This window comes from Tabrizicola flagellatus (genome assembly GCF_046295235.1).
GTDB lineage: Bacteria > Pseudomonadota > Alphaproteobacteria > Rhodobacterales > Rhodobacteraceae > Tabrizicola > Tabrizicola flagellata_A.
This window is the reverse complement of the sequence record NZ_JBKBLV010000047.1, coordinates 1-22454: the sequence shown is the minus strand read 5'-3', so window position 1 is coordinate 22454 and position 22454 is coordinate 1. Positions and strand designations below refer to the sequence as shown.

The following is a 22454-nucleotide window of genomic DNA, read 5'->3' as shown; positions in this document are numbered from 1 at the left end:
ACATCCGCCAGCGCGCCGACGCCTACAACCAGATGGGCGAGCCGAAATCACGGGCAGGGTTCCGCGACATCCCGGCAGGCCCGATGGTGCTGAACGCCCTGCGCCGCTGGAAACTGCGCTGTCCGAAGAGCGATCTCGGGCTGGTGTTCCCCGCGCCACAGGGCGGGATCCTGCAGCACACCCGCACGCAGGACCGGTTCCGCAAGCTGCAGGATAAGGTCGAGGTGACGATGCGCTGGCACGACCTGCGCCACTTCGCCGTGTCGCTGTGGATCGAGCAGGGCTTCTCGATCAAGGAGATCATGACCTTCGCGGGCCATTCCTCCATCCAGATGACCATGGAACGGTATGGGCATCTGTTCCCCTCCCCGGATCATCAGAAGGCGATGGCCTTGGTTGAGGCGAAGCTGCTAGGATAACCATAAGTAAAGTATGGAGTATCTGAATGGGCTGCTTACCGTCGCATGGCCGGGTGAACTGTACGCGTTGCTTTGGTGATGGCGCGCGGGTGGAGTTTGACAGGACGCGGCGCACATCGGACGACGGAAAATGGCGGATCACAGCCAACCCACTGGCGTGGGGACATGAAGAACCTGAGATCGTGGTTCTCGGTTTTTCAAAGGGACCGACGCAAGCAGGAGCGTTAGCTACCACCCCGCATGACCAGATTGCCTACAAGGGCTCAAGGACCGCTGTCGGGAAGATCCTCACGCACGTCGGGGTGCTGGATCGCCCTGCGGACGGGAATCTCAGTAGGTCCGTCGACAGGTTGATCGCAGACCCGCGTGGAAGGTTTCATTTTGGATCGCTGGTCCGATGCACTGTCGAGCGGTATGACGACCAGAAGCGGGCATGGTCGGGCTCCGGTGGCGGAATGCTCGACAAGTTCGTTGCCACGCCATTTGGCCAGGAAGTCGCCGGAAACTGCGCCACAGCCTTCCTCGCCACCCTTCCAGATAGCACCAAGCTGGTGATCATGTTCGGGCTTGGGACCAAGATGAACTATGTGAGGGAAGCGCGCAGACTGGTCTCCGCGGCCCGGCCTGGCGCTTGGCGGACCGTCAATGAGGTCGCCTATTCAGATGGTCGGGTGACATTCGTCCATGTAGAGCACTTCGCGTCGCAAGGAGCGTTGGTCCCCAACTGGCTGGGTGAGAACAGCCACGACCGATCCAAGTTGGGCATCATGGCCAGAGATGCGGTTCGAATTGCCCTCGAAGTCTAATTCCCAAATCCTACCAACGGTTTGCCGCTGTTCCGTGCGACACGACGCCGACGTTTGGCGTCCAAAATCCGCCTAACCTACGGAAATCACAAAGGTATTTCGACCACCTGGGTAGCCCTCATAACCTGAAGGCCGCAGGTTCAAATCCTGCCCCCGCAACCAAAATCCGTAAACATATCAGATGCTTAGGGCCCGACGTAAACTGTCGGGCTTTTGTCATTCCAAATCCTTGTCAACACCTGGTCAACGTTCGCAGAGGCCCCCTGAAAAGCGGTGCGGATAATCGTCGCCAGAGGCATCGGTCACTTCGGAAGGTCCTGCCGAAACCGGTCCAACTGGTGCATCCGCTCGTGCAGGATCGTCACGATGCCGACGTCCCCGTTCGACAGACGCCGCCAGTACACGAAATGCTGCGCATGGCGGAAGTAGAAGCCTTCGACCCCGAACTCGGCCGGGATGGGGCGCGACGCGACGCCATGACTGTCGATCTGGTCGAACGCCGCGAAGAGGTCGGTGATGTACCGATCCGCCTGCTCGATGCCCCAGCGGTCGCGGGTGTAGCGGTAGATCTCGTCAAGCCGCAGCGATGCGGCCTCTTGGACGCGAATGACCACGTCGTTAGCCCCGGTTCCGAGCGATCACCTCGGCGGCAGTCAAAGGGCGATAGCTTTCCTCCGGGGCTGCGAAGGCGCGCGTGAGCTCAGCCTTCAGACGATCAAACGCCTCCCGCTCCGCCCGCTCCTTGTCCCGCCGGATCAGGTCGCGGACGTACTCGCTGATGTTCTCGTAGGATCCGTTCTCGCCCACGTTTGACGCCACGAACTCGCTCAGAGCGCCGCTGATCCGTACCGTCATTGTCGTGGTTTGGGACATGGTGGCCTCCGTCTTCTCGTATTCAAGATAAGCAAAATTGAACACGCAGGCAAGGCGTACCATATGGCGAACCTCCGCATCGGATGCGGAGATTGGCATTCCTATTCTCCGCAAAGGCCGGAAGCAGTGCGCGCGGCAACCGATCAAGGTTGCAGACCACCCCGGCTGGGGCACAAGCTGACAGGGCGCGAAGACGAGGCCCAGTTCATTGATTCGACTGCAACAACGCCCTTTGGTTGGTTTCCTCCTTGACCCCTTCGGGAGGTCTGCCCGTGCAATGGTGCTGGACGGAGATCACATCAGGATCACGCGACGCGGTCAGGTTGCCACCGTGTCACTGCAGGCGCTGACGAGTGCGCCAGCTCTCAGTAAGGGGATGCTCGGGACTGCGCTGACCATAAACTCGCAGGAGCATGACGATGTCACGCTGAATGGGGCGGGGAACGTCGCAGCCACGGAGTTCGCGGAAGAGGTCAAGGAGGCCTGGACGCGTTTCAATCTCGCAGCCCTTGATAAGGAAGCGGCGCGACTGGACAGGATCCTCGTGGGGGTGCTGTCACTGGCGGCACCGTCCCGTTACCCGGCGGCGTGTCAGATTACGCCCCTGCTGGACGAAGCCCGTTCGCTGGATACTTCGCTGCTGTCGAAGCTGAACGCCGAGGCCATAGGCCCGGAGTTCGTCGCGCGCATAGCCCCCGTCCGGACGTTCGCTGGCGACCCGCGCACCGCACGGTCTCATGCCGTTGTTACCTTCGTCACCGCCGAACTGGACCGCTGGAAGGAGTTCTTCGACACAATCGAGAGCAAGCCGCTGACGCCGGAACAGCGCCTTTCGGTCGTCGTCGATGAAGATGCGACGCTGGTGCTTGCCGGGGCAGGATCCGGCAAGACCAGCGTGATCACCGCCAAGGCGGCCTACCTCGTCAAGGCGGGCATTCGTCAGCCGGAGGAAATCCTGCTTCTGGCCTTCGCGAAGAATGCGGCGGAGGAGATGTCCGAACGGGTCGAGGCCCGATCTGGCGTGCCCATCGTCGCGCGGACCTTCCACGCGATTGCCTATGACATCATCGGGATCGTCGAAGGGTCCAAGCCCGCTTTGGCCGACCATGCCACCGACGACATGGCCTTCAGCAACCTGATCAAGCAGATCCTTAAGGACCTGGTCTACCGCCTGTCAGAGGTGTCGAAGGCGATCATCCAGTTCTTCGCGCATTTCCTGGTCGAGCCCAAGACGGAATGGGACTTCAAGACCAAGCATGACTTCTACACCCACATGGAAGCCCAAGACCTGCGGACGCTGCAGGGCGAGAAGGTCAAGAGTTACGAAGAGCTGCAGATCGCCAACTGGCTTTACGAAAACGGCGTCGACTACGAATACGAGCCCCTCTACGAACACAAGGTTTCCGAGATCGGCAGGCGCGATTACCAGCCCGATTTCCGCCTGACCGAAAGCGGCATCTACATCGAGCATTTCGGAGTGCGTCGCGAAAAGGCGCGGGACGGCAGCGAAAGGCTGGTCACGGCGCCTTTCGTGGATCGTGACGAATACCTGGCGGGCATGGATTGGAAGCGAAAGGTCCACGCTGAGCATCAGACGATCCTGATCGAGACCTACAGCTATGAACGGCAGGAGGGCCGCCTGCTGATCGCCCTTGCCGAAAAGCTGGCGCCGCATGTCACCCTGAACCCCCGTCCGGTCGACACCATCTATGACCGGATCGTCGAACTGAAACAGGTCGATGACTTTTCCAAGCTGCTCGGAACCTTCCTGCGCAAGTTCAAGAGCGGCGGCTACAGCCTGCAGGACTGCGAGACCAAGTCAGATCGGATGAAGCTGGGCCAAGCCCTGGAAGCCCGACGCCCCCGGGGCCATCGCACGCAACGAAATCCTGCGGACGTCGAAACGCGTCGGTCGAACCATCTGGCGACGATGGAGCGGCTACCACCGCCGGAGTCGTGCAGAAACCAAGATGCACTGCGTCAAGCTGCTGGATCAGCGGCTATCCGCCAGAGACTTCGACCGTCAGGTCGCAGAGTTCCAGGTCCGGGTCGCGGTCCTGAACCGCTTCACCGCGCTCGGAACGCCCGTCACAGAGGTCGCGGGATAAGTCTGTCCGGGGATGGGGAAGTTCCGGACATCAGCCGATTTGTGCAACAGAGCCATCCCCTATCCGCGTCAGCGACTTGAACAATCGAACGTTGCGGGGCTGCGCTCAGCTGAGAGCTCCCTTGCATACGCAGATCACTGCCATCGCTACGCGCCGTTCGGCCCGCGCACCCAGCGGCTGCGCCTCTTGCGTGTTGCGGTTCTGTTCCCCTCGAAAGCGATGGACACGAGGGGCGAAGTTTTGGCGGAGTTGAAACTCAAACCACTGGAAAGGCGAGGAAAAGTCAGACCGAACCGAATTCGGCGAGGTTCGCCCGAACAGAGACGGAGCGCCGTTCAGAGCCCGAAACGGACCTCGTGCGCAGTCTCAGAGGTTCGCATGGGGGAGGCAGATCCCTTTGAAAACACGGCTATTTCCGCGCCACGCGGGGCGCCTGTCCGTGTTCGCAACAAGGATGATGGCGGTGGGAATGGGTCTGACGTCGGACCTTCTCCGGGTTCGTCTGTTTGGCAGGATCACGCCAGCGCCGCAGGTCAGGTGTAGTCTCGCTCCCAATCGCCGATTAGGGTGTCCTTACCGCCCCAATTCCACGCCACTGCATTGGCAGTTTGCAAAGACATGACGTCATCGGGACACTCGGCGCAGCCGATCTGGCCGGTCGTTGCCGGCATCGACGCTGATTGACGGCGGAAGCTATCTACGCGGCCGTGGCGAAAGTCAGACCGTGTTCAGCAGGACGTCCGTCAATATCTCTGCGATGCGGGTCGGACTGCGGTCGCCCGGATGCAGGTCGTACACCCAATTGGACGGAATGCCGCCGGAGAACGGGGCGACCAGAAGGCCGCGGCTTAGGTGGATTTCGGCCAGCGAAGCGACCGTGATCGCGCAGCCCAGGCCGGCAACCGCCATTTCCAGCGCGACATTGGAACTGTCGGTCTTCGGGCCGCGTGCAAGCGGCAGGTCAGTCAACCCGTGATGGCGGGCGAAGGCCTCCCAATGGTCGGAGCGGCCGAGAACGTGAATCATCCCCTTGCGCGCCACGTCGGCGGGGGCCTTCATGGCATCTGGGCCAGACAGGAACTCAGGCGGGCAGACCATGACCAGCCGCTCCTGCTGCAAGGGCGCCCCCAGAACCTGCTCGCCGAGTTGGCGCGGGGTGATGCGCAAGTCGGCGATCTGTTCGCCCGGTTCGGCCCAGATCGTCGCATGCACCGTCACATCGACGCCCGGGTGCAGATCGCGGAAGGCGCGCAGGCGGGCAGGCAGCCAGTTGGTGGCAAGGCTCGCGGGGCACGAGATCGTCACCTCCTGCCGGTGCGACCGGCTGAGCACCTGACCTGTCGCCGCCTCGATCTGCGCAAGCGCCTGTCGCAGCCCCGGAAGCCAGGCCGCCCCGACCTCGGTCAGGACCAGGCTGCGCGGGGCGCGGTAAAACAGCGGACGGCCGATGAAATCCTCGAGCGCGCGGACATGACCCGAGACGGCCGCCTGCGTCAGCGCCAATTCGGCGGCCGCTCGGGTAAAGCTCTGGTGGCGCGCCGCCGCCTCGAAGGACCGGATGAAGTTGAGCGGAGGAAGGGATGTCATGTCAGCACTCCTGCTGGGGTTCTAGCCCATCGTGCGCCTTCGCGCCAATCTATCCGCCGATCTTGCTGCCATAACGAAAACGCGGTTCAGCCCGCCGTTTTCCTTGCGTGAATGCGCGCGCCGCTGCCGCTAGACTGCGCCGGACCGGCAGATGCCGACGGAGGTGACAGGATGCGCGAGACGCGGCGGGGACGCAGGGAAAAGGCGGGGACAACCATCCCTCAACTGCCATGGGAGACCGTGCGCAACCCCTATCGCCCTCTTGATATCCTTTCGCCCGAACAGATGGATGAGTTGCACGCCACCTCGATCCGTATCCTCAAGGAACTTGGTATCAAGGTGATGGGGGCGAACGCGCGTGCATTGTTCGCCGCTGCCGGGGCAAGGGTCGATGACGACGGCGTGGTGCGGATCGATGAGAGCATCGTCGAGGCCGCGCTTGCCACGGTGCCGAAAGCCTTCACCCTGACCCCGCGCAACCCGGACAGGCGTGTGCATCTGGGCGGCGATCATCTGGTGTTCGGACTGGTGGCAGGCCCGCCCAACGTGCACGATGCCTTGCGCGGCCGTCGGTCGGGCAACCTGTCGGATTACCGGGATTTCATCCGCCTTGCGCATTACTTCAACGCCATTCACCTGATCGGAAATCAGGTGACGGCGCCGCAGGAACTGCCCGCGAACAACCGCCATCTCGATACCTATCTCGCCAACCTCACACTTTCGGACCTGTCCTTCCACTGTACCGCGATCGGGCGCGGCCGGGCCATGGACGGAATCCGCATGATGGCGATCGCCCGCGGCATCGGGATCGAGGAGATCGCCCGCGATCCCGGCGTCATCACCATCATCTCGGTCAATTCCCCGCGACTTCTGGACGATGCGATGGGCGACGGGCTGATCGCCATGGCCGAACACGGGCAGCCCGTGACCATCACCCCCTTCACGCTCATGGGCGCAATGACGCCGGTCAGCCTGCCTGCGGCCATGGCCCAGCAGAATGCCGAGGCACTGTTCGGCGTGGTGCTGGCCCAGCTTGTCCGGCCCGGCGCGCCGGTCATGTATGGCGCCTTCACCTCGAATGTGGACATGCGCTCGGGCGCGCCTGCCTTCGGCACTCCCGAGAACACCAAGGCCAATGTCATCGCAGGCCAGCTGGCCCGGCGCTACGGCCTGCCCTATCGCACCTCGAACGCCAATGCCTCGAACGCGGTCGATCTGCAGGCGGCCTACGAGACCGCGATGGCCACCTGGGGCGCGGTGATGGGCGGGGCGAACCTGATCTACCATGCTGCGGGCTGGCTCGAAGGCGGGCTGACGGCGAGTTTCGAGAAGCTGATCCTCGACGTGGAGATCCTGCAGAACATGATCGAATTCCTGCGGCCCGTGAAATGGGATGCCGAGGAGCTGGGCTTCGATGCGATCCGCGAGGTGCCCGCGGGAGGCCATTTCTTCGGCGCGGCCCATACGATGGCGCGCTACGAACGTGCCTTCTACCAGCCGATGCTGTCGGACTGGCGGGGTTATGAGAACTGGCAGATCGCCGGGGCAAAGGACGCCTCCGCGCGGGCGACCGATCTCTGGCAGCAGGCACTGAAGGACTACGAAGAGCCACGCATGGACCCGGCCATCCGCGAGGAACTCGAGGCCTATGTCGCACGGCGCAAGGAAGAGATCGGCGATGACGAACCCTGAGACCGCAAGACCCAAGTCCCATGCCCAGGCGGTCGTCATCGGCGGCGGGTTGGTGGGCTGTTCGATCCTTTACCACCTGACCAAGCTCGGCTGGTCGAATGTGGTGCTGCTGGAGCGATCGGAACTCACCTCCGGCTCAACCTGGCACGCGGCGGCCAATATCCACGGGTTGCACGACAGCACCAACATCAGCCGCATCCAGCATTACACGATGGGGCTTTACAAGGAACTCGAGGCCGAGACGGGCCAGGGCTGCGGCATCTTCCAGCCCGGCAGCCTCTATCTGGCGCAGACCGAGGCGCGCGAGCATCAGTTGCGCCTTCAGGCCGCCAAGGCGCGCTATTACGGCATGGATTTCCACGAGGTCAGCCGGGACGAGGCCGAACGGCTGCACCCGCTGGTCAACTTCGACGGCATCCGTTGCATCATGTATGAACCGCAAGGCGGCAATGTGGACCCTTCGGGCGTGACCATGGCCTATGCCGCCGGGGCGCGGGCACGCGGCGCGCAGATCGTCCGCAACTGCCCGGTGACAGCGACGCGGCCGCAGTCCGACGGATCGTGGATCGTCGAGACGCCCCTGGGCGATGTGCGCACCGAATGGGTGGTGAACGCCGCCGGCCTCTGGGCCCGCGAGGTGGCGGCGCTGGCGGGGATCGAACTGCCCCTGATGCCGACCGAGCATCAGTATTTCGTCACCGAGCCCATCCCCGAAATCGCCGCGATGGACCGCCGCCTGCCTTCCGTCGCGGACCGCGACGGCGAATATTACCTGCGGCAAGAGGGCAGGGGCCTGCTGGTCGGCGCCTACGAGCGCGACATGAAGTTCTGGGCAGAGGACGGCACGCCGCAGGGCTTCGGCCACGAGCTCTTCGCCGATGATCTGGAGCGGATCGAGCCCAACATGCTACGCGCCATCGACCGGGTGCCGGTGGTGGGGACGGCGGGCATCAAGCGGGTCATCAACGGGCCGATGATCTGGTCGCCCGATGCGAGCGCCCTCTTCGGCCCGGTGCCCGAATTGCGCAATTATTTCTGCTGCAACGGCATCATCCCCGGCTTTTCGCAATCGGGGGGGCTGGGGCTGCTCTCGGCCGAATGGATCGTGGAGGGCGAGCCGAAGCTTGACATGTTCGGCTGGGATCTGGCGCGCTTCGGCGCCTGGGCGGGGCGCGATTTCACCCGCGCAAGGGTGCGCGACCAATATGCCAACCGCTTCAAGATCCATTTCCCGAACGAAGAGCGCGCTGCCGGCCGCCCCGTCCGGACCCGTCCGGTCTACGAGCGGCAGAAGGACATGGGCGCGGTGTTCGGGCTCAACTACGGCTGGGAACACCCCTTGTGGTTCTCTGCCCCCGGCGAGCCGACCGAGGAAACCATCGGCTTCGAACGGCAGAACTGGTGGGGCCCCGTGGGGCGCGAGGCGCGCATGTTGCGCGACCGGGCGGGGATCATCGACATCTCGAACTTTGCCCGCTACCGCGTCGCAGGGCCGGGAGCGAAGGACTGGCTCGAGGCGCTGCTGGCCAACCGCATCCCGGCGGTTCCGGGGCGGTCCTGCCTGGCCCCGCTGATCGGCAGGCGCGGCGGCATTGCCGGGGATTTCACCGTCACCTGCCTTGCCCCGGACGATTATTTCATGGTCGGCTCGGGCATGGCGGAACGCTATCACAAGCGCTTCTTCGATGCCGTGCCTCTGCCCGCGGATACCACATGGCTCAGCGTGACCGAGGCGATGGCGGGCTTCAACATCGCCGGGCCGATGACGCGCGACCTCCTGCAAAGGCTGACCAATACCGACCTTTCGAACGCAGCCTTCCCTTTCATGCGCTCTGCGCAAATCGAGGTGGCGGGCGTGCCCTGCATCGCGCTGCGCGTCAGCTTCACCGGCGATCTGGGCTGGGAGCTGCACTGCGCCGAGGCTGATCAGGCGCGGCTTTATGCGGCCCTGCTGGAGGCGGGCAAGGCGGTTGGCGCGGGCCCGGTTGGCAGCCGCGCGCTGATGAGCCTGCGGGTCGAAAAGGGCTACGGCAGCTGGGGGCGCGACTACAGCCCCGAATACTGGCCGCAGGAAACGGGGCTGGCGGGCCTCGTCAAGCTCGACAAGCCCTTTCTCAACCGCGATGCCTGCGCCGAGGTCATGGTGCGCCCGCCCCGTGAGGTCCTGCGCTGCCTGGAGGTCGCCGCGACCACGGCGGACGCCACCGGCAACGAACCGATCTTCGACCTTTCCGGCGTGCCGGCGGGCAAGGTGTCGTCGGGCGCCTATGGCTATCATGTCGGCCAGTCGCTGGCGCTGGCCTATCTGCGTCCCGACATCGCGGCGGGGGCCGAGCTTGAGGTGATGATCCTCGGCCGTCCGCACCGCGCGCAGGTGCTGGCCGCGCCGCCCTTCGACCCAGAGGGGCAGAGGCTGCGCGGCTAAGGGATCACGCCTCGGCCGCCAGCGCCTCGATCTCGACCACGAATTCGGGGCGGGTAAAGCCCGTCACGATCATCAGGGTCGAGGCAGGTAGGAGGCTCAACTCCGCCGCCCAGGCATCGCGCGCCGCCATGTAGCCCGCCATATGGGCCCGGTCGGTCACATAGGCATTCAGCCGCAAGACGTTGGTGCGCGTCATGGCGGCGGCGGCAAGGATACGGTCGATATTGGCCAGGCACAGCGCCGCCTGCGCCGCGGCGCCTTCGGGCACGCTGTCGTCGGGGGCCACCCCCAGTTGCCCGGAGATGGCCAGAAGCCGCGACACCGGTCCGGTCAGCACGGCATGGGAATAGCGCGCGAAGGGCGGGCGCAGGGCGGGCGGGTTGACGGCCTGCATCGCCCCTAGCCCTCCAGCGCCGCGATGGCCTCGGGCGCGAGGTCGCGCACCCTGGGCCAGCTGCGGGTCTTGGCGCTGTTGAGCAGACCGTGGGGGTCCATCCGCTTTTTCAGCGCCAATTGCGCCATGTTGGCCTTCTTCATCCCGCCGTCCTCGAGCACGCTCTTGTGCGGGTCCGAGACCGGGCAGCCGTGCGCCTCGTAGATCGCCATGATCTCGTAAAGCCGTTCGTCGGTCGTGTATTGCACCAGCGGCAGGTCGAAGGACACGAGCCTTCCGTCCAGCCGCGCGAATTCGTGGTGCATCCAGACATCATCGCCCAGGACGGCGAGCAGCTCCTCGACCTTCGCCACCGTCACCGGGGCGGGGAAAAGCACCTGAAGATAGGTCACCTTGCGGTCGGTCTTGAGCGCCTGCAAGGTCGTGTGATTGTAAGAGAAATCGAACACATGCGGCAGTTTCCGGGCCTGACGTTCGTCCTCGCCCATCTCGAGGTCGAGACTGCCGCCGTGGTCTGCCAGCAGCGCGCGGAAGGCGGGCATCTGGCCGCGCGGGATCAGCGTCACCAGCATCGCGCGCCCCTCGGGGACGATGCCGCGCAGCCGGTCGAAATAGCGCCCGATGCGGGCATCGAGCGTGGAACACAGCTTGCGTTCGATCTCGGTTGACGCAGCCAGTGCGATCGCGGCGCGGTGACAGTCGGGGTAGGTGGCGAAACTGGCGATGCACCCGATCCAGTCCTGCGCGGGCACGCTGCGCAGCGTCAATTCGGTGATGACGGCGTTGATACCCCAGGCGTGGTGGATCAGGTTGACGTCCGCCCCGGTGAAAACGTGTTCCAACGGGGTTTCCTCGGCGCTGAGCGCCCGGATTTCCAGTATATTGCCCGGATCGCGCAGCATCCCGTGCGTCACCGTGCCGATCCCCGCCGATCCGCCCGAGATGAAACCGCCGATGGTCGCCATGTCCTGAGTCGAGGGAAAGATCGGCAGCTCGCGCCCCCGCGCCTTCAGCGCCTCGTTCAGCGCCAGAATGTTGCAGCCCGCCTCGACCCGCACCCAATCGGGGCCGATCTCGATGATCCGGCCCATTGCAGTCGTGTCGATGATGAGCCCGCCATCGACCGGCACTGCCTGGCCGTAATTGCCCGTGCCGCCACCGCGCAGTACCACCGGCGCTCGGTGGCGGGCGGCGACCGAGAGGCAATGCGCCATCTCGGCCGGGGTGGCGGGCCGGGCGACCAGATCGCCGAAGCACGATTTGAGCTGGCGGTCGAGGATCGGCGAATACCAGAAGAAATCGCGGCTGCGCTTCTTTACGAGGATGGGTTCGGCGATCACCTCAACCGGGGCCAGTTCGGCGGCAATGGCGGACCAGTCGAGATCGGATTTGCCGGAGATCGAGGAGGGATGCGGCATGGCGGGCCCTTTCAGACGGGGATGAGCGTGGAAAGCCTGACGCGGGCAGGCGCGGCGAGGAGATCGGCCATGTCGGTGGCTTCGGTGAGGAAAAGGTCGGCGCTGCCCGCCCGGTCGATGGCGACGGGTGCGGCCCCCATGGCACGGGCGGCGTTGGTAGTGACCAAGGGCAGCCAGCGTTCGAACGGCGGGTCGAGCTGCAGCGCGGGCACGGCCAGACCCAGGATGGCCAGCGGGTCATGCGTGCCGAGCGGAAAGAACGCGTCGCGCACGTTGTCGCAGCCCAGTGCCACCGTGACCCCCGCCGCGGCCAGTTCGTGCAGCCGGGTGATCCCGCGCCGGTCGGGCGTGGCGCCTGTTTGGCGACTTTGCAGGTAAAGGTTCGTCGTGGGCAGGCTGACGACCGCAAGCCCCGCCTGAGCGACCTTCTCCAGCGTCGCGCCAAGGTCGGCCCCGGAAAGATTGGCGAGGCTTGACGCATGGCCGCAGAGGACCGGCCCCTGATGCTCGCGTCGGAGCACGGCCTCCGCGATGAGTGCGAGGCCGTTCATCGCGGGGTCCAGTCCCTCATCGACATGGAAATCGAGCGGCAGGCCGTATCTGCCCGAGAGATCGACGGCGGCGGCGATGGCGGCGGCACGATCCGGTTGCAGAGACACGAACGACCCCAGCACCCCACCGTCCCGTGCGATGCGGGCAGCGATGGGGCCGGCAAGGTCGGGGTCGGCCAGTACGGGGGGGTCTATCAGCGCCGAAAGTTGCAGCTCGATCCGGTCCGACCAGTCGCGTGACAGATCCCTCGCGACCGTCCAGGCCATCGGCACGGCGGCCGGGTCTGTCGCCGTTCCCCAATCGATGTGGCTGCGCACACGGGCCACGCCGGCGGCGCAGAGTTCGGCAAGTCCCCGCTCGGCCCTCGCGCGGATGTCGGTCTCGGTCCACCTTGCCTTGTCGCGGCCCTGCGCGGCGATGGCCGCCATCAGATCGCCGCCAATTCCCGGCAGGCGGTGGGCGCTGTGGCATTTGTCCAGATGCACATGCGGGTCGGTCAGCACGGGCAACAGAATGCGGCCGCGCCCTTCGATGCGCGGCAGGTCGGGCCAGTCACCCATGCCCGCCGCGCGCCCCTGCCGGATCAACAGATCGCCACGGTAGAAACCGCCTTCGGGTCGGCCGCCGAAACGGTCGGGCGCGGCCAGCAGGCTGACGGGCACCCGGACATCCGCCAGTACATGGTCGGGCGGGGTCATGGTTGCGCCTCATGCGCGAAGCGGTCGAATTCGGCCAGCGCCTCGGCCAGGCCCCGCGCCGCGCCATCGAGCAGCGCCTCGCCCTTTCCCGCCGTCGCCGCGGCGGCATTGCCCACGGCGCCTGTGCGCGTCAGGTCGCCGATCAGCCAGCCCGGAACGACCGGGCGCCCCAGTCCGATCTGCCCGTTGCCCGCGGCCCATCCTTCGTGTGCCGAGGCGAAGTCGAGCGCATGATCCATGCGCACCCGGCCAGGACAGGCGGCCAGCATGGCGCTTGTCTCAATATCGCCGGCGTGCAGGCCCCGCGCGGCCTCGACCGGGCCTACGATGGCGTCCGCGTCAACCAGTGCGTCCCACATGCAATGGGCCGTCACCAACCCGTGCCGCGCGCGCAGGTCGCGGCAGGCGATCTCGAGCACCGCGCGATTGCCGCCATGGCCGTTGAGGAACATCAGCTTGCCGATCCCCGCCCGCGCCAGCGAGGCGCCGATATCGCCCAGCACGGCCATCAGCGTTGCCGCCGACAGGGAAAGCGTGCCGGGCACCGCTTCGTGTTCGGTGCTTTTGCCATAGGGCAGGCCGGGCAGCGCCAGCACCGTCAGATCGGGGTCGATCAGCGCCAAGGCGCGGGCAACCACCGCCCCGGCCAGATCGGCATCGGTGCCGGTGCCGAGGTGCGGCCCGTGCTGTTCCACCGCACCGATGGGCAGAAGGGCGATGGCGCGAGTGCGGTCCAGCGCGGCGATCTCGGGAGCGGTCAGTGCGCCCCATTCTGCAATGCGACCCATGTGCCCCCCTAGACCGGGATGCGGGCGATCCGCGCCCGCACCTGTTCCATGTAGCGCCGGCGCTGCGCGTCGGTCGTGGTGTCCATCTCGTGCAGGCCCAGCCAGAAGGTCCGCGTGCGTCGAGCCGTGCAGAAGCGCAAGCCGCGCAAGAGGATCTTGCGCCCCGGCGCGCCCATCAGAAAGGTCCAGAACCAACGGGGCGACCCCAGGGTGGTGATGACCCCGATCAGGCACACATTCGTGAGCGCCGGGCGCATCGGCTGGTCCGGCGTCGGCACCGTGAAGGTGACGCCGGGCCGCCAGACCCGGTCCATCCAGCCCTTGAGCATCGCAGGCTGCGAATACCACCAGGTCGGATAGACGAAGATCAGGCCCTCGGCCCACTTCAGATGCGCGATGTGGGCGGCGACCTTCGGATCGGGCGGGTCATCGTCGTGATAGCGGCGCCGTTCGTCAACGGACATCACCGGGTCGAAGCCCTCGGCGTAAAGGTCCAGCAGCCGGACTTCGTGGCCCGCCTCGCGCGCGGTCTCCACCACGATGCGGCAGAGCGCGCTGTTGAAGCTCTCGGGCACCGGATGGGCATGGATCACCAGAAGGCGCATCAGGCGAGCTCCGCAACAGGTCTGCGCAGGGCCCAGAGCGCATGGCCCAGGACCGCCGCCACGATCATCGCCCCGCCGATCAGACTGGCCCGCCCGGGGTTTTCGCCCAGCACGGCCCAGACCAGAAGCGGACCGAGGATGATTTCCAGCAGCGTCATCATCGACACCTCCGGTGCGGTCAGATAGCGCGGGCCAAGCGACAGCAGGCCGACCGCCAGCGGCAAGATCACTGCCCCGCTCACGATCAGCCAAAAGATCTGCCGCCCCTCCATCGGCGAGAAATCCGCCAGCGGCAGAGCCAGCGCCGCGCCGAGGAAGAAACCCGCGATCAGGGCCGGGAACATGTCCTGTCGGCCTGCCTTGCGCAGGGCGACATAGAAGCAGGCCAGCGTCAGCGCATTCGCCAGCGCCATCAGGTCGCCCCGGAGTCGCCCGCCGCCAAGGCCACCGGCGGCGACAACCAGCACGCCGGCAAAGGAAAGTGCGATGGCCACCCCGGTGGCGCGCCCGATGCGTTCGCCCAGAGCCACCCAGGAGAGCACGGCAGCAATGAATGGCGCGGTTGCCGTCATCAGCAGGGCATTGGCCGCACTCGTCCCCTGCACGGCCGCGCAGAAGGCCACAAGACCCAGCCCCTGCATCAGCACCGTGACTGCGCCGGGGAGGGTTGTCACCACCGCAAAGGACGGAAAGCGCCCCCGGATCAGCCAGAGCCCGGCCAGCAACATCGCCCCGGCAAGAAGGCCGCGAAACACCGCGACCGCGATCAGATCGCCCCCGACGAGCCGCAGCACCAGCACATCCGGCACGAAGACCAACACGCCGAGGCCGGTGATCAGCAGGCCATAGGCCTGCGGGTTGCGCTCGGCCAGTACCCTCATGCCTGCGCCTCGGGCACGGCCGTGCCGAAGAGCCTGCGGAGAAAGGCATAGAACCAGTCGGCTTGTGCTGCGTCATGCGCGGCCATCAGCCGGTCCTGCTCCTCGCGCGTCTGGGCGCCGGGTTTGCCATAGGCGGCCCAGGGCCGGTCCTGCCAGCGGCGGAAGCCTTCGATCGTCACCTCGGGGTGGAATTGCAGGCCATAGACATTGTCTCCGATGCGGAAGGCCTGATTCGGATAGAGCGGGCTTGCCGCCAGATGCACAGCACCTGCGGGAATGGCGAAGGTGTGGAAATGCGCCTGCGCCATGTGCAACGTGCCGGGCAGGAAATCGCGGCCCTCTTCGGTGGGCGAGATCGGATAGTAGCCGAATTCGTGCAGACCCTCCGGCACCGGTCCGACCTGCGCCCCGAGAAGGCGCGCGATCTGCTGTGCGCCTTGACAGATCCCGAGAACCGGCAGCCCGCGATCCATGCAGGCGCGGATCCAGCGCGCTTCCTCGTTCAGGAAGGGGTGAAGCGCCTCGTCGAAGACGTTGAACGGTCCGCCGTAGAGCACCGTTCCGGCAAGTTCGGGCCAGGGGTCGCCGAGGGCGTCGCCCTTGAACGGCTTGCGGATCAGGGGGTTGAAACCGTTTTCCACGGCAAATGTCACGACCCGGTCATCGGGCGGATCGTCGCCATGGCGCACCAGCACAAGATCACGTTTCATCCTTGCCCTTCCGAAGGGTTGATGTTGCGTGGCCCTGAGGAAGTCCTGTGCCAGAGGTCACCGCATAAGATGCACGCTGTCTGTCACGGGTCAAGGGTGAGGCGCGGAAAATGCACCGTCTGCCCGGTTTCCGAGCAGACGGTAGCGATCGCAACGGGCGGAGAGACAGGATGCTTGACAGGATGGCGTCCCATCACGCAGCATTCGTTCACCCACTGGCGATAGGGTTAAGATGGCCGTCACCTTGTTTGCAAGGATCCGGCATCTTGTGCACCGATCGCTTCTGTCTTCCTGCTACAGTCCTTGAAGGTCGCGACCGGAGCGGGTCGAAAATCGCCGCAGCTCAGGCTGATGGCGGTGCAGGTTGCATGTCGGATTCCTTCCTTGACCTCCCCCAATGAAGGATCTTCCGATGGCACCCACCTCCCCGAAATCCGACCGCCCGCTGCAGACCCGTTTCCGCCGCCTGCTGGACGGCGATGCCGTGAACCGGCGCGAATTCCTTGCCCTTGCCACGACCTTTGGCGCCACGACTGCTGCGGCCTACGGGATGCTCGGCCTGCCGGCACCCGCCCATGCGCAGACCACGCCGAAGCGTGGCGGCACCCTGCGCATGGCGATGACGGTCAAGGAACTGAAAGACCCGATGCTGATGGACTGGACCGAGATGGGCAATCTCGCGCGGCCCATGCTCGACAACCTCGTACGCTATACCCAGGCGTTCACCTTCGAGCCCCAGCTTCTCGACCGCTGGGAGGTGAACGACGACGCCACCACCTATGTCCTGCACATGCGTCCCGGAGTGACTTGGACCAATGGCGATGCCTTCACCGCCGATGACGTGGTGTTCAACCTCAACCGCTGGTGCGACACCACCATCGCCGGCAATTCGATGGCAGGCCGCATGTCCGCGCTGATCGACGCGGCCACCGGCAAGGCGCGCGAGGGCGCGATCACCCGGACCGACGACATGACGGTGACCGTTCAGATGGCGCGGCCCGACATCGCCTTCATCTCGAACCTTGCCGACTATCCGGCGCTGATCGTGCATCGCGGCTTTGACGGCACGGTGGACGTGGCCATGGGCGGCTTCGTCGGCACCGGCGCCTTCGAGCTGGACAGCTATGCCGTGGGCGAGCGCGCGACCTACCGTCGCCGCACCTCGGGGGCTTGGTGGGGCGGTGAGGCGCATGTCGACCGGGTGGAGTTCATCGACCTCGGCGGCGATCCGGCGACCGAGGCCGCGGCCTTTGGCGGCGGCGAGATCGACGCCAACTATGCCACCGCGACGGAGTATTACGACGTGCTGAGCGGGCTTGGCCTGACGCTGCACGAAACCGCCTCGGCCAATACGCAGATGCTGCGGATGAATCTGGAGCAGCCGCCCTACGACGACATCCGCGTGCGCCGTGCCCTCCAGATGACGATCGACGCGCCGAAGATGCTCCAGATAGCGCTGTCGGGGCGCGGGACGCTGGCCGAAAACCACCATGTGGCGCCGCTGCACCCGGAATATTTCGACCTGCCCGAAAAGCCGCAGCAGAACATCGAGGAGGCGAAGCGCCTTCTGGCCGAGGCAGGCCATGCCGAGACCGAGTTCGAGCTGATCTCGGTCGATGCCGATTACCTGCGCCTGCCCGCCGATGCCTTTGCGGGCCAGATGCGCGAGGCGGGGCTGAAGATCAAGCGCACGATCATTCCGGGGTCGAGCTACTGGAACGACTGGACGAAATATCCGCTGGCCTCGACCTCCTGGTCGATGCGGCCGCTGGGGGTGCAGGTGCTCGATCTCGCCTATCGCTCGGGCGTGGCCTGGAACGAGACGGGCCATGCCAACCCCGATTTCGACGCGGCCCTCGACCGGGCACTGGCAACCGCCGATGTCGAGAAGCGGCGCGAGATCATGGGCGAACTCGAGCGGATGCTCCAGGAGAGCGGCGTGCTGATCCAGCCTTTCTGGTCCAGCATGGGGCGCCATGCCACCCCGGCGGTGCAGGGGTTGGGGATGCATCCCACCTTTGTAGTGGATTGCGCGCAGGTCTGGCTGGATGCGTGATCGCGCCCATCGGCGCGGCTTCGGAAGGGGGGGGCCTTCCCCTTCCGTCTGCCTGCGGGCGGGGTGCAGGGCATGATCGGCTTCCTGCTCCGGCGTCTGGGGATCCTGCTGCTGACGATGCTGTTTCTGGCGTCGATGGTGTTCTGGCTGACCAACCTGCCGTCGAACCTCACCAAGATGGCCAAGAGCGAGGCCAGCGTGCGGATGACCGATTCGGACGTGGCGCTCTGGCTGGGCGAGAACGGCTACGACCGGCCGCTGATCGCACGGTTCGGGGAATGGCTGGGCGTGCTGCCCGCATCGCAGCCGGGGCCGGGGGCCACCCTGCCGGGGCGCTGCATGGCCGTCGCGGCCCCGGAGGGAGAGCGGTTCTGCGGGGCGCTGCAAGGGCATCTGGGCAGTTCCACCGTCTTCGACATGCCGGTGACGGATGTCATCCTGCCCAAGCTGGCCGCGACGGGGTGGCTCATGCTCTACACCATGCTGATCCTGACGCTGGGCGGGATCGGGCTGGGCGTGATCGCGGGGATCCGCGAGGGATCGCTCTCGGATAGCATCGTCTCGACCTTTTCCATCGGCTCGACCGCGACGCCGGATTACGTCTGGGCCGTGCTCCTGGTCGTGGCCTTCGCCTCGGCCACCTCGGGTCTGTCGCCGATCCTGAAGGACTGGGGCCTCATCGAGACGCCGACGCTGCTCCTGGGCACCGCCACGAGCGCCGAGACCGCGATCGACCTGCGCAACTTCACCCTGCCGGTGCTGGCCATCGGGCTTTACGGGATGGGCTACATCGCAAGCATCACCCGCGCCTCCATGGTCGAGGTGATGCGCGCGCAATACATCCGGACGGCCCGTCTCAAGGGGCTGGGGATGTCCAGCATCGTCCTGCGCCATGCGCTGCGCAATGCGCTGATCGTTCCGGTCACAGTCATAATGCTCCAGTTCCCCTGGCTTCTGAACGGCGTGGTGATCGTCGAGATCATCTTCAACTACAAGGGCTTCGGCTGGCTGGTCGTGCAGGCGGCCGGCAACAACGACATCGAACTGCTGATGGGCTGCGCCATGGTCGCGGCGGTGATCGTGCTGATCACGCAGCTCCTATCCGACATCGCCTATACCCTACTCAACCCGCGCCTGCGGCTGGCGTGAAAGTGCAATGAGCAGCCTGTCGTTCTTCCAGACACTCGCCACGCTCCTGTGGCAGCTCGGCCCGGTTCTGGGCGTGGGGATCGTGCTCTTCGGCGCGGCTGCGATCATGCGGCGGCGCCTGGGGCTTGTCGGCCATGCGATGCGCAATCCGGTCGGGCTCATCGGCCTGGTGCTGGTGGTGTTCTGGGTGCTGGTGGGGCTGATGGCGCCCGTGCTGGTGACGCAGGATCCGCTGTTGCAGATCACCGAGATGAAGAATGCCCTGCCGGCAAGCCGCCTGACGCTGCCGGACGGGACGACCGTGACCTATCTTCTCGGCGGCGACGTGCTGGGGCGGGACGTGTTTAGCCGGGCGCTCGCCGGTGCGCGCGAGGTGCTGATGATCGCCCCGCCGGCCGCGGCGCTGGCCTATATGGTGGGCATCGCGCTCGGCCTGCCTGCGGGCTATTTCGGCGGCGCCTTCGATGCGGTGGTGGCCTTTTTCGCCAATGCGCTCCTGTCTTTCCCGGTGATCCTGCTCTTCTTCCTGCTCGTCAGCCCCGAGGTGCGCGAATCCGCGATTCCGGCGGGGATTGCGGCGGTGCTCTTCGTGCTGCCTGCGCTCTTCCTGACCGCCGCCGTCAATTCCCGGCTGTTCGTGGCACCCCGGCGGCGCAACTGGGTGCTGGGCCTGCTTCTGGCCTTCATCGCCTGGCTGGTGGCCGGGGTGGTGTTCGATGCCGATCCCTTCGGGATTGTCGCGCTCGATCCCAATATCCTCAACGTCTTTGTCGCGGTGGCCTTCATCAATGCCCCCACGGTGTTCCGGATCGTGCGCGGGGCGACGATGGACCTGCGCGGGCGCGACTATGTGCAGGCGGCGCTGACCCGCGGCGAAGGGCCCTGGTACATCATGTGCTGGGAAATCCTGCCCAATGCCCGCGGGCCGCTGATCGTCGATTTCTGCCTGCGCATCGGCTATACGACGATCCTTCTGGGCGCCCTCGGCTTCTTCGGCCTGGCGGTGAGCCCCGAAAGCCCCGACTGGGGATCGACGATCAACGAAGGGCGGCGGATGATGACGATCTTCCCGCATATCGCCATGGTTCCTTCCCTGTGCCTCGTCAGCTTCGTCCTCGGCCTCAACCTGCTGGCCAATGCGCTGCGCGAGGAAAGCATGCGAGACTGAGCGCTGGATGGCAGGCAAGTGAACGCGCCGGAGCGCCGTACAACAATCCGTCTCCAGGTAGACCCCCGCGCAATCGTAGGCCACGGCGGCGGCGATCGCGCCGGTGTTGAGGAAAAGCCGCGGCGACAGGAACTGGGTGGCCGCTGGCAGGTCGGCGGCGATCTCCTGCTCGAAGATCGCGCCGGAGACCTCGTCGACGACGCGCACCCAGACGGATGAACCATTCGGGGGCGCGGCGATGAAAGGGTCAGGACGCCGCCGGTGGCGATGGCGAAGGACGCGCCCATGTCGGTCAGGGTCGGCGCACCGGTGCCGTCGTTGCGGATCAGTTGCCAGTTTGCATGGGTTCCGCGCCGGAAACCGATGCCGATGCAGTTGATCGCGGCTGCGAGCGTCAGGGTGGTGGCCAGCGCGGCCGTCGATCCGTAGAGGCCGAAGAACCCCATCCCTGTTGCCTGCAGCGTCGTCAGCGAAATCCGCGTGACGAAGGTCCAACCGCCGAGGCCCGCCGCGTTCCCGCGCCATCAGGCCCAGCCTGCGGAGCGCTGGTCGGCAACCGAGTCCACGACGGCCGCCGAGGTCAGTCGCCAGCGGCGCATGCTTACGGCAAGGTTGTTCGCGGCGAGCGTGGGGTGCGAGACGGTGCCGACCGAGGTGATGGGCAGGCCTTCGGTGGTGATTGTCGTCGTGACCGAGGGCGACCAGTTGGTGATCCGGTTCACACCGAAATGCGGTTGCAGTGGAAAGTCTCGGCCCGAGGTGCGCATGACGTCGATCCACGGAGCCCCAGCACGGTTGCGCGCATAAAGGGTGGCCTTCCCTGTGGGCGGCGGAGATGGCGCTGCGGCAAGCCCCGGGAGGACCGTGGGCTGCGGCAGTTCCACCTGGCCGCTGGTGCGGTCGATCCGGATCGCGTCATAGAAGGCCGACCCGTCCGGGCTGACCTTGAAGCTGAAGTCGTCATTGCCGAGGAGGCCGATCAGCGCGCGGGCGGAGAAGCCGGTCTTGAAGGCGAAGGCGGCGTCGTTCCCCGCGGCCGCCTTGTTGACCGTGGCTTCGATCGGCGAATTGCATCGCGGTGTAGAGGCGCTCGCTCGCCGCCTCGTCCAGCAACATGCCGAGGATGACATCGTGCTTGCGCAGCCGCTCGGCATCGAGTTTGGCGCCGACCTCCTTGCGCACCAGGCGCTCGTTCATCGGGTTCAGTTCGACCCATTCGCCCTTCACCTTGTCGATCAGCTTGCCCGGCAGCGCGGGGCCGTTGCGCAGCTCGATCTCCAGCTTGCGGATGGTGCTGTCCTCGTCGGGCCGGTGCATGAGCAACCCCGAGGTGTAGAAGCCGCGCAGCGCACTGGCGTCGGACAGCGCGAGGAAGGGATCGTCCTTGACCTGATGCTTGCTGGCCTTGCGGGTGTGGTGGGCGAGGATGACGCCAGCATCCGGATTGACGGCATCGCGGAGAAGCTCGACCCGATCCTTCAGGAATAACATCATGGCGGTGTTGTCGTTCTCGCCCCCGCCCTCGGGTCCGCCGTCGAAGAGGTTGCGGATCGGGTCGATGACGATGATGTCGGGCGGCGCGTCGGCGAATGCGGCATGGATCGCCTCGGCCACGCGGGCGACAGGCTATGGGCGCGAAGTCTGTTTGTCATCAGAGACTTCCGGCAGGGTCCTGGCTCGCTTCGGACGCTTCCGCCGGACTTGGGGATCGGCCGCCAGGGAGCCGTCCTTCTGGCCGCCCTGCGCCTTCGTGTCCGTCTCCGTCACCGGATTAACTCGCGAACGGTACGACCCCATGAACGCGGCAACCCATTGGAAATGCGACGATGTTTCACGCCGTCCCGTGACCATCGAGGGGCGCTCGAAGAGAGACGCAGGCCATTCGGAGACGCATTCTGCGTCAAGCGTCCTGTCTCCGAAGGGCGGATAGCCCAGCCAACGCCCTTTTAAACAAAAAGAAAAAAGGCCCCAATCGGGGCCCTTGGACGGATTCTGTATCTGAATGTGGCGGAGGGGATGGGCCTGCCGTCGAACCTTCTTTTGTGGATGCCGCTCGGTTTGCAAGGAATTTCTGATCGTCCGGACATGTGATCGAGTGCGGTCTTTTGTCAGGCCTGTTCGTGCG

General features: G+C 65.6%; 18 protein-coding genes and 3 pseudogenes. 9 read left to right on the top strand and 12 right to left on the bottom strand.

What is annotated here, in order from left to right; genetic code table 11:
* On the top strand, positions 1 to 419 hold a 419-nt coding region (xerC, locus tag ACK4IU_RS16525; RefSeq protein ID WP_409737243.1), incomplete at its 5' end, for a tyrosine recombinase XerC.
* Positions 420 to 874: 455 nt separating this feature from the next.
* Positions 875 to 1225 carry a hypothetical protein gene (locus tag ACK4IU_RS16520; RefSeq protein ID WP_409737240.1) on the top strand — a complete coding sequence of 117 codons (351 nt, stop codon included), beginning with the start codon at positions 875 to 877 and terminating at the stop codon, positions 1223 to 1225.
* Between the two features lie 302 nt (positions 1226 to 1527).
* On the opposite strand, the gene ACK4IU_RS16515 is transcribed toward ACK4IU_RS16520, so the two are convergent.
* Both ACK4IU_RS16515 and ACK4IU_RS16510 read right to left on the bottom strand, forming a co-directional pair.
* Positions 1528 to 1839 (bottom strand): type II toxin-antitoxin system RelE/ParE family toxin, encoded by a 312-nt coding sequence (locus ACK4IU_RS16515; protein WP_409737238.1) that lies wholly within the window; start codon positions 1837 to 1839, stop codon positions 1528 to 1530.
* Between the two features lie 4 nt (positions 1840 to 1843).
* Positions 1844 to 2098 (bottom strand): type II toxin-antitoxin system ParD family antitoxin, encoded by a 255-nt coding sequence (locus tag ACK4IU_RS16510; RefSeq protein WP_068767782.1) that lies wholly within the window; start codon positions 2096 to 2098, stop codon positions 1844 to 1846.
* 277 nt (positions 2099 to 2375) lie between these two features.
* Between ACK4IU_RS16510 and ACK4IU_RS16505 the strand changes: the two are divergent.
* Together ACK4IU_RS16505 and ACK4IU_RS16500 are read left to right on the top strand one after the other, a co-directional pair.
* Positions 2376 to 3953: pseudogene (locus ACK4IU_RS16505) on the top strand (UvrD-helicase domain-containing protein); the annotation flags it as partial.
* Positions 3937 to 4206 (top strand): annotated as a pseudogene (locus ACK4IU_RS16500) (IS5/IS1182 family transposase); the annotation flags it as partial. The pseudogenes ACK4IU_RS16505 and ACK4IU_RS16500, both read left to right, overlap by 17 nt.
* 717 nt (positions 4207 to 4923) lie before the next feature.
* On the opposite strand, the gene ACK4IU_RS16495 reads toward ACK4IU_RS16500, so the two are convergent.
* Entirely contained in the window at positions 4924 to 5793 is an 870-nt protein-coding gene (locus ACK4IU_RS16495) for a LysR substrate-binding domain-containing protein (protein ID WP_409737235.1), read from the bottom strand.
* 111 nt (positions 5794 to 5904) lie between these two features.
* Here ACK4IU_RS16495 and ACK4IU_RS16490 point away from each other — a divergent pair, with 111 nt between their 5' ends.
* Together ACK4IU_RS16490 and ACK4IU_RS16485 are read left to right on the top strand one after the other, a co-directional pair.
* Complete coding sequence (locus tag ACK4IU_RS16490) at positions 5905 to 7485, top strand: trimethylamine methyltransferase family protein (protein WP_409737232.1); 1581 nt, start codon at positions 5905 to 5907, stop codon at positions 7483 to 7485.
* Positions 7472 to 9910: an FAD-dependent oxidoreductase gene (locus ACK4IU_RS16485; RefSeq protein ID WP_409737229.1), complete on the top strand. Its 2439-nt coding sequence runs from the start codon at positions 7472 to 7474 to the stop codon at positions 9908 to 9910. The genes ACK4IU_RS16490 and ACK4IU_RS16485 overlap by 14 nt, the downstream gene beginning before the upstream one ends.
* A gap of 4 nt (positions 9911 to 9914) precedes the next feature.
* Here ACK4IU_RS16485 and ACK4IU_RS16480 read toward each other — a convergent pair whose 3' ends face one another.
* Genes ACK4IU_RS16480 through ACK4IU_RS16450 form a run of 7 tightly spaced genes read right to left on the bottom strand, consistent with a single transcriptional unit; the run spans position 9915 to position 15956 of the window.
* Complete coding sequence (locus ACK4IU_RS16480; protein ID WP_409737226.1) at positions 9915 to 10304, bottom strand: RidA family protein; 390 nt, start codon at positions 10302 to 10304, stop codon at positions 9915 to 9917.
* A gap of 5 nt (positions 10305 to 10309) precedes the next feature.
* A complete protein-coding gene (locus tag ACK4IU_RS16475; RefSeq protein ID WP_409737223.1) occupies positions 10310 to 11722 on the bottom strand; it encodes an FAD-binding oxidoreductase in 1413 nt (470 codons plus the stop codon).
* Positions 11723 to 11733: 11 nt separating this feature from the next.
* The gene (locus ACK4IU_RS16470) at positions 11734 to 12972 is read right to left on the bottom strand and encodes an amidohydrolase family protein (protein ID WP_409737220.1); all 1239 of its coding nucleotides are present in this window, start codon (positions 12970 to 12972) and stop codon (positions 11734 to 11736) included.
* Positions 12969 to 13760, bottom strand: coding sequence for a creatininase family protein (locus ACK4IU_RS16465; RefSeq protein WP_409737215.1), 792 nt, complete (start codon positions 13758 to 13760; stop codon positions 12969 to 12971). The genes ACK4IU_RS16470 and ACK4IU_RS16465 overlap by 4 nt, the downstream gene beginning before the upstream one ends.
* A gap of 8 nt (positions 13761 to 13768) precedes the next feature.
* The gene (locus tag ACK4IU_RS16460) at positions 13769 to 14365 is read right to left on the bottom strand and encodes an NAD(P)H-dependent oxidoreductase (protein ID WP_409737213.1); all 597 of its coding nucleotides are present in this window, start codon (positions 14363 to 14365) and stop codon (positions 13769 to 13771) included.
* On the bottom strand, positions 14365 to 15246 hold the full coding sequence (locus ACK4IU_RS16455; protein ID WP_409737211.1) for a DMT family transporter: 882 nt from the start codon (positions 15244 to 15246) through the stop codon (positions 14365 to 14367). The genes ACK4IU_RS16460 and ACK4IU_RS16455 overlap by 1 nt, the downstream gene beginning before the upstream one ends.
* Positions 15243 to 15956 carry a glutamine amidotransferase-related protein gene (locus ACK4IU_RS16450; protein WP_409737208.1) on the bottom strand — a complete coding sequence of 238 codons (714 nt, stop codon included), beginning with the start codon at positions 15954 to 15956 and terminating at the stop codon, positions 15243 to 15245. The genes ACK4IU_RS16455 and ACK4IU_RS16450 overlap by 4 nt, the downstream gene beginning before the upstream one ends.
* Before the next feature lie 412 nt (positions 15957 to 16368).
* On the opposite strand from ACK4IU_RS16450, the gene ACK4IU_RS16445 reads away from it, so the two are divergent.
* From ACK4IU_RS16445 to ACK4IU_RS16435, 3 genes are all read left to right on the top strand, one after another.
* A complete protein-coding gene (locus ACK4IU_RS16445) occupies positions 16369 to 18012 on the top strand; it encodes an ABC transporter substrate-binding protein (protein WP_409737205.1) in 1644 nt (547 codons plus the stop codon).
* 72 nt (positions 18013 to 18084) lie between these two features.
* Positions 18085 to 19161 carry an ABC transporter permease gene (locus ACK4IU_RS16440; protein ID WP_409737202.1) on the top strand — a complete coding sequence of 359 codons (1077 nt, stop codon included), beginning with the start codon at positions 18085 to 18087 and terminating at the stop codon, positions 19159 to 19161.
* A gap of 7 nt (positions 19162 to 19168) precedes the next feature.
* Positions 19169 to 20329, top strand: a complete 1161-nt coding sequence (locus ACK4IU_RS16435; protein WP_409737200.1) for an ABC transporter permease — start codon at positions 19169 to 19171, stop codon at positions 20327 to 20329.
* 45 nt (positions 20330 to 20374) lie between these two features.
* On the opposite strand, the pseudogene ACK4IU_RS16430 reads toward ACK4IU_RS16435, so the two are convergent.
* Together ACK4IU_RS16430 and ACK4IU_RS16425 are read right to left on the bottom strand one after the other, a co-directional pair.
* Positions 20375 to 21393: pseudogene (locus tag ACK4IU_RS16430) on the bottom strand (DUF2793 domain-containing protein); the annotation flags it as partial.
* Positions 21290 to 21943: a hypothetical protein gene (locus ACK4IU_RS16425; RefSeq protein ID WP_409737197.1), complete on the bottom strand. Its 654-nt coding sequence runs from the start codon at positions 21941 to 21943 to the stop codon at positions 21290 to 21292. The gene ACK4IU_RS16425 and the pseudogene ACK4IU_RS16430, both read right to left, overlap by 104 nt.
* Positions 21944 to 22454: the final 511 nt, after the last annotated feature.

Excerpts from the sequence above, each read along its gene's own strand:
- ACK4IU_RS16450 (WP_409737208.1), bottom strand. The coding sequence starts at position 15,956 with ATGAAACGTGATCTTGTGCTGGTGCGCCATGGCGACGATCCGCCCGAT.
- ACK4IU_RS16470 (WP_409737220.1), bottom strand. The coding sequence starts at position 12,972 with ATGACCCCGCCCGACCATGTACTGGCGGATGTCCGGGTGCCCGTCAGC.
- ACK4IU_RS16465 (WP_409737215.1), bottom strand. The coding sequence starts at position 13,760 with ATGGGTCGCATTGCAGAATGGGGCGCACTGACCGCTCCCGAGATCGCC.
- ACK4IU_RS16510 (WP_068767782.1), bottom strand. The coding sequence starts at position 2,098 with ATGTCCCAAACCACGACAATGACGGTACGGATCAGCGGCGCTCTGAGC.
- ACK4IU_RS16485 (WP_409737229.1), top strand. The coding sequence starts at position 7,472 with ATGACGAACCCTGAGACCGCAAGACCCAAGTCCCATGCCCAGGCGGTC.
- ACK4IU_RS16460 (WP_409737213.1), bottom strand. The coding sequence starts at position 14,365 with ATGCGCCTTCTGGTGATCCATGCCCATCCGGTGCCCGAGAGCTTCAAC.
- ACK4IU_RS16475 (WP_409737223.1), bottom strand. The coding sequence starts at position 11,722 with ATGCCGCATCCCTCCTCGATCTCCGGCAAATCCGATCTCGACTGGTCC.
- ACK4IU_RS16480 (WP_409737226.1), bottom strand. The coding sequence starts at position 10,304 with ATGCAGGCCGTCAACCCGCCCGCCCTGCGCCCGCCCTTCGCGCGCTAT.
- ACK4IU_RS16440 (WP_409737202.1), top strand. The coding sequence starts at position 18,085 with ATGATCGGCTTCCTGCTCCGGCGTCTGGGGATCCTGCTGCTGACGATG.
- ACK4IU_RS16435 (WP_409737200.1), top strand. The coding sequence starts at position 19,169 with ATGAGCAGCCTGTCGTTCTTCCAGACACTCGCCACGCTCCTGTGGCAG.
- ACK4IU_RS16495 (WP_409737235.1), bottom strand. The coding sequence starts at position 5,793 with ATGACATCCCTTCCTCCGCTCAACTTCATCCGGTCCTTCGAGGCGGCG.
- ACK4IU_RS16490 (WP_409737232.1), top strand. The coding sequence starts at position 5,905 with ATGCGCGCGCCGCTGCCGCTAGACTGCGCCGGACCGGCAGATGCCGAC.
- ACK4IU_RS16445 (WP_409737205.1), top strand. The coding sequence starts at position 16,369 with ATGGCACCCACCTCCCCGAAATCCGACCGCCCGCTGCAGACCCGTTTC.
- ACK4IU_RS16455 (WP_409737211.1), bottom strand. The coding sequence starts at position 15,246 with ATGAGGGTACTGGCCGAGCGCAACCCGCAGGCCTATGGCCTGCTGATC.
- ACK4IU_RS16520 (WP_409737240.1), top strand. The coding sequence starts at position 875 with ATGCTCGACAAGTTCGTTGCCACGCCATTTGGCCAGGAAGTCGCCGGA.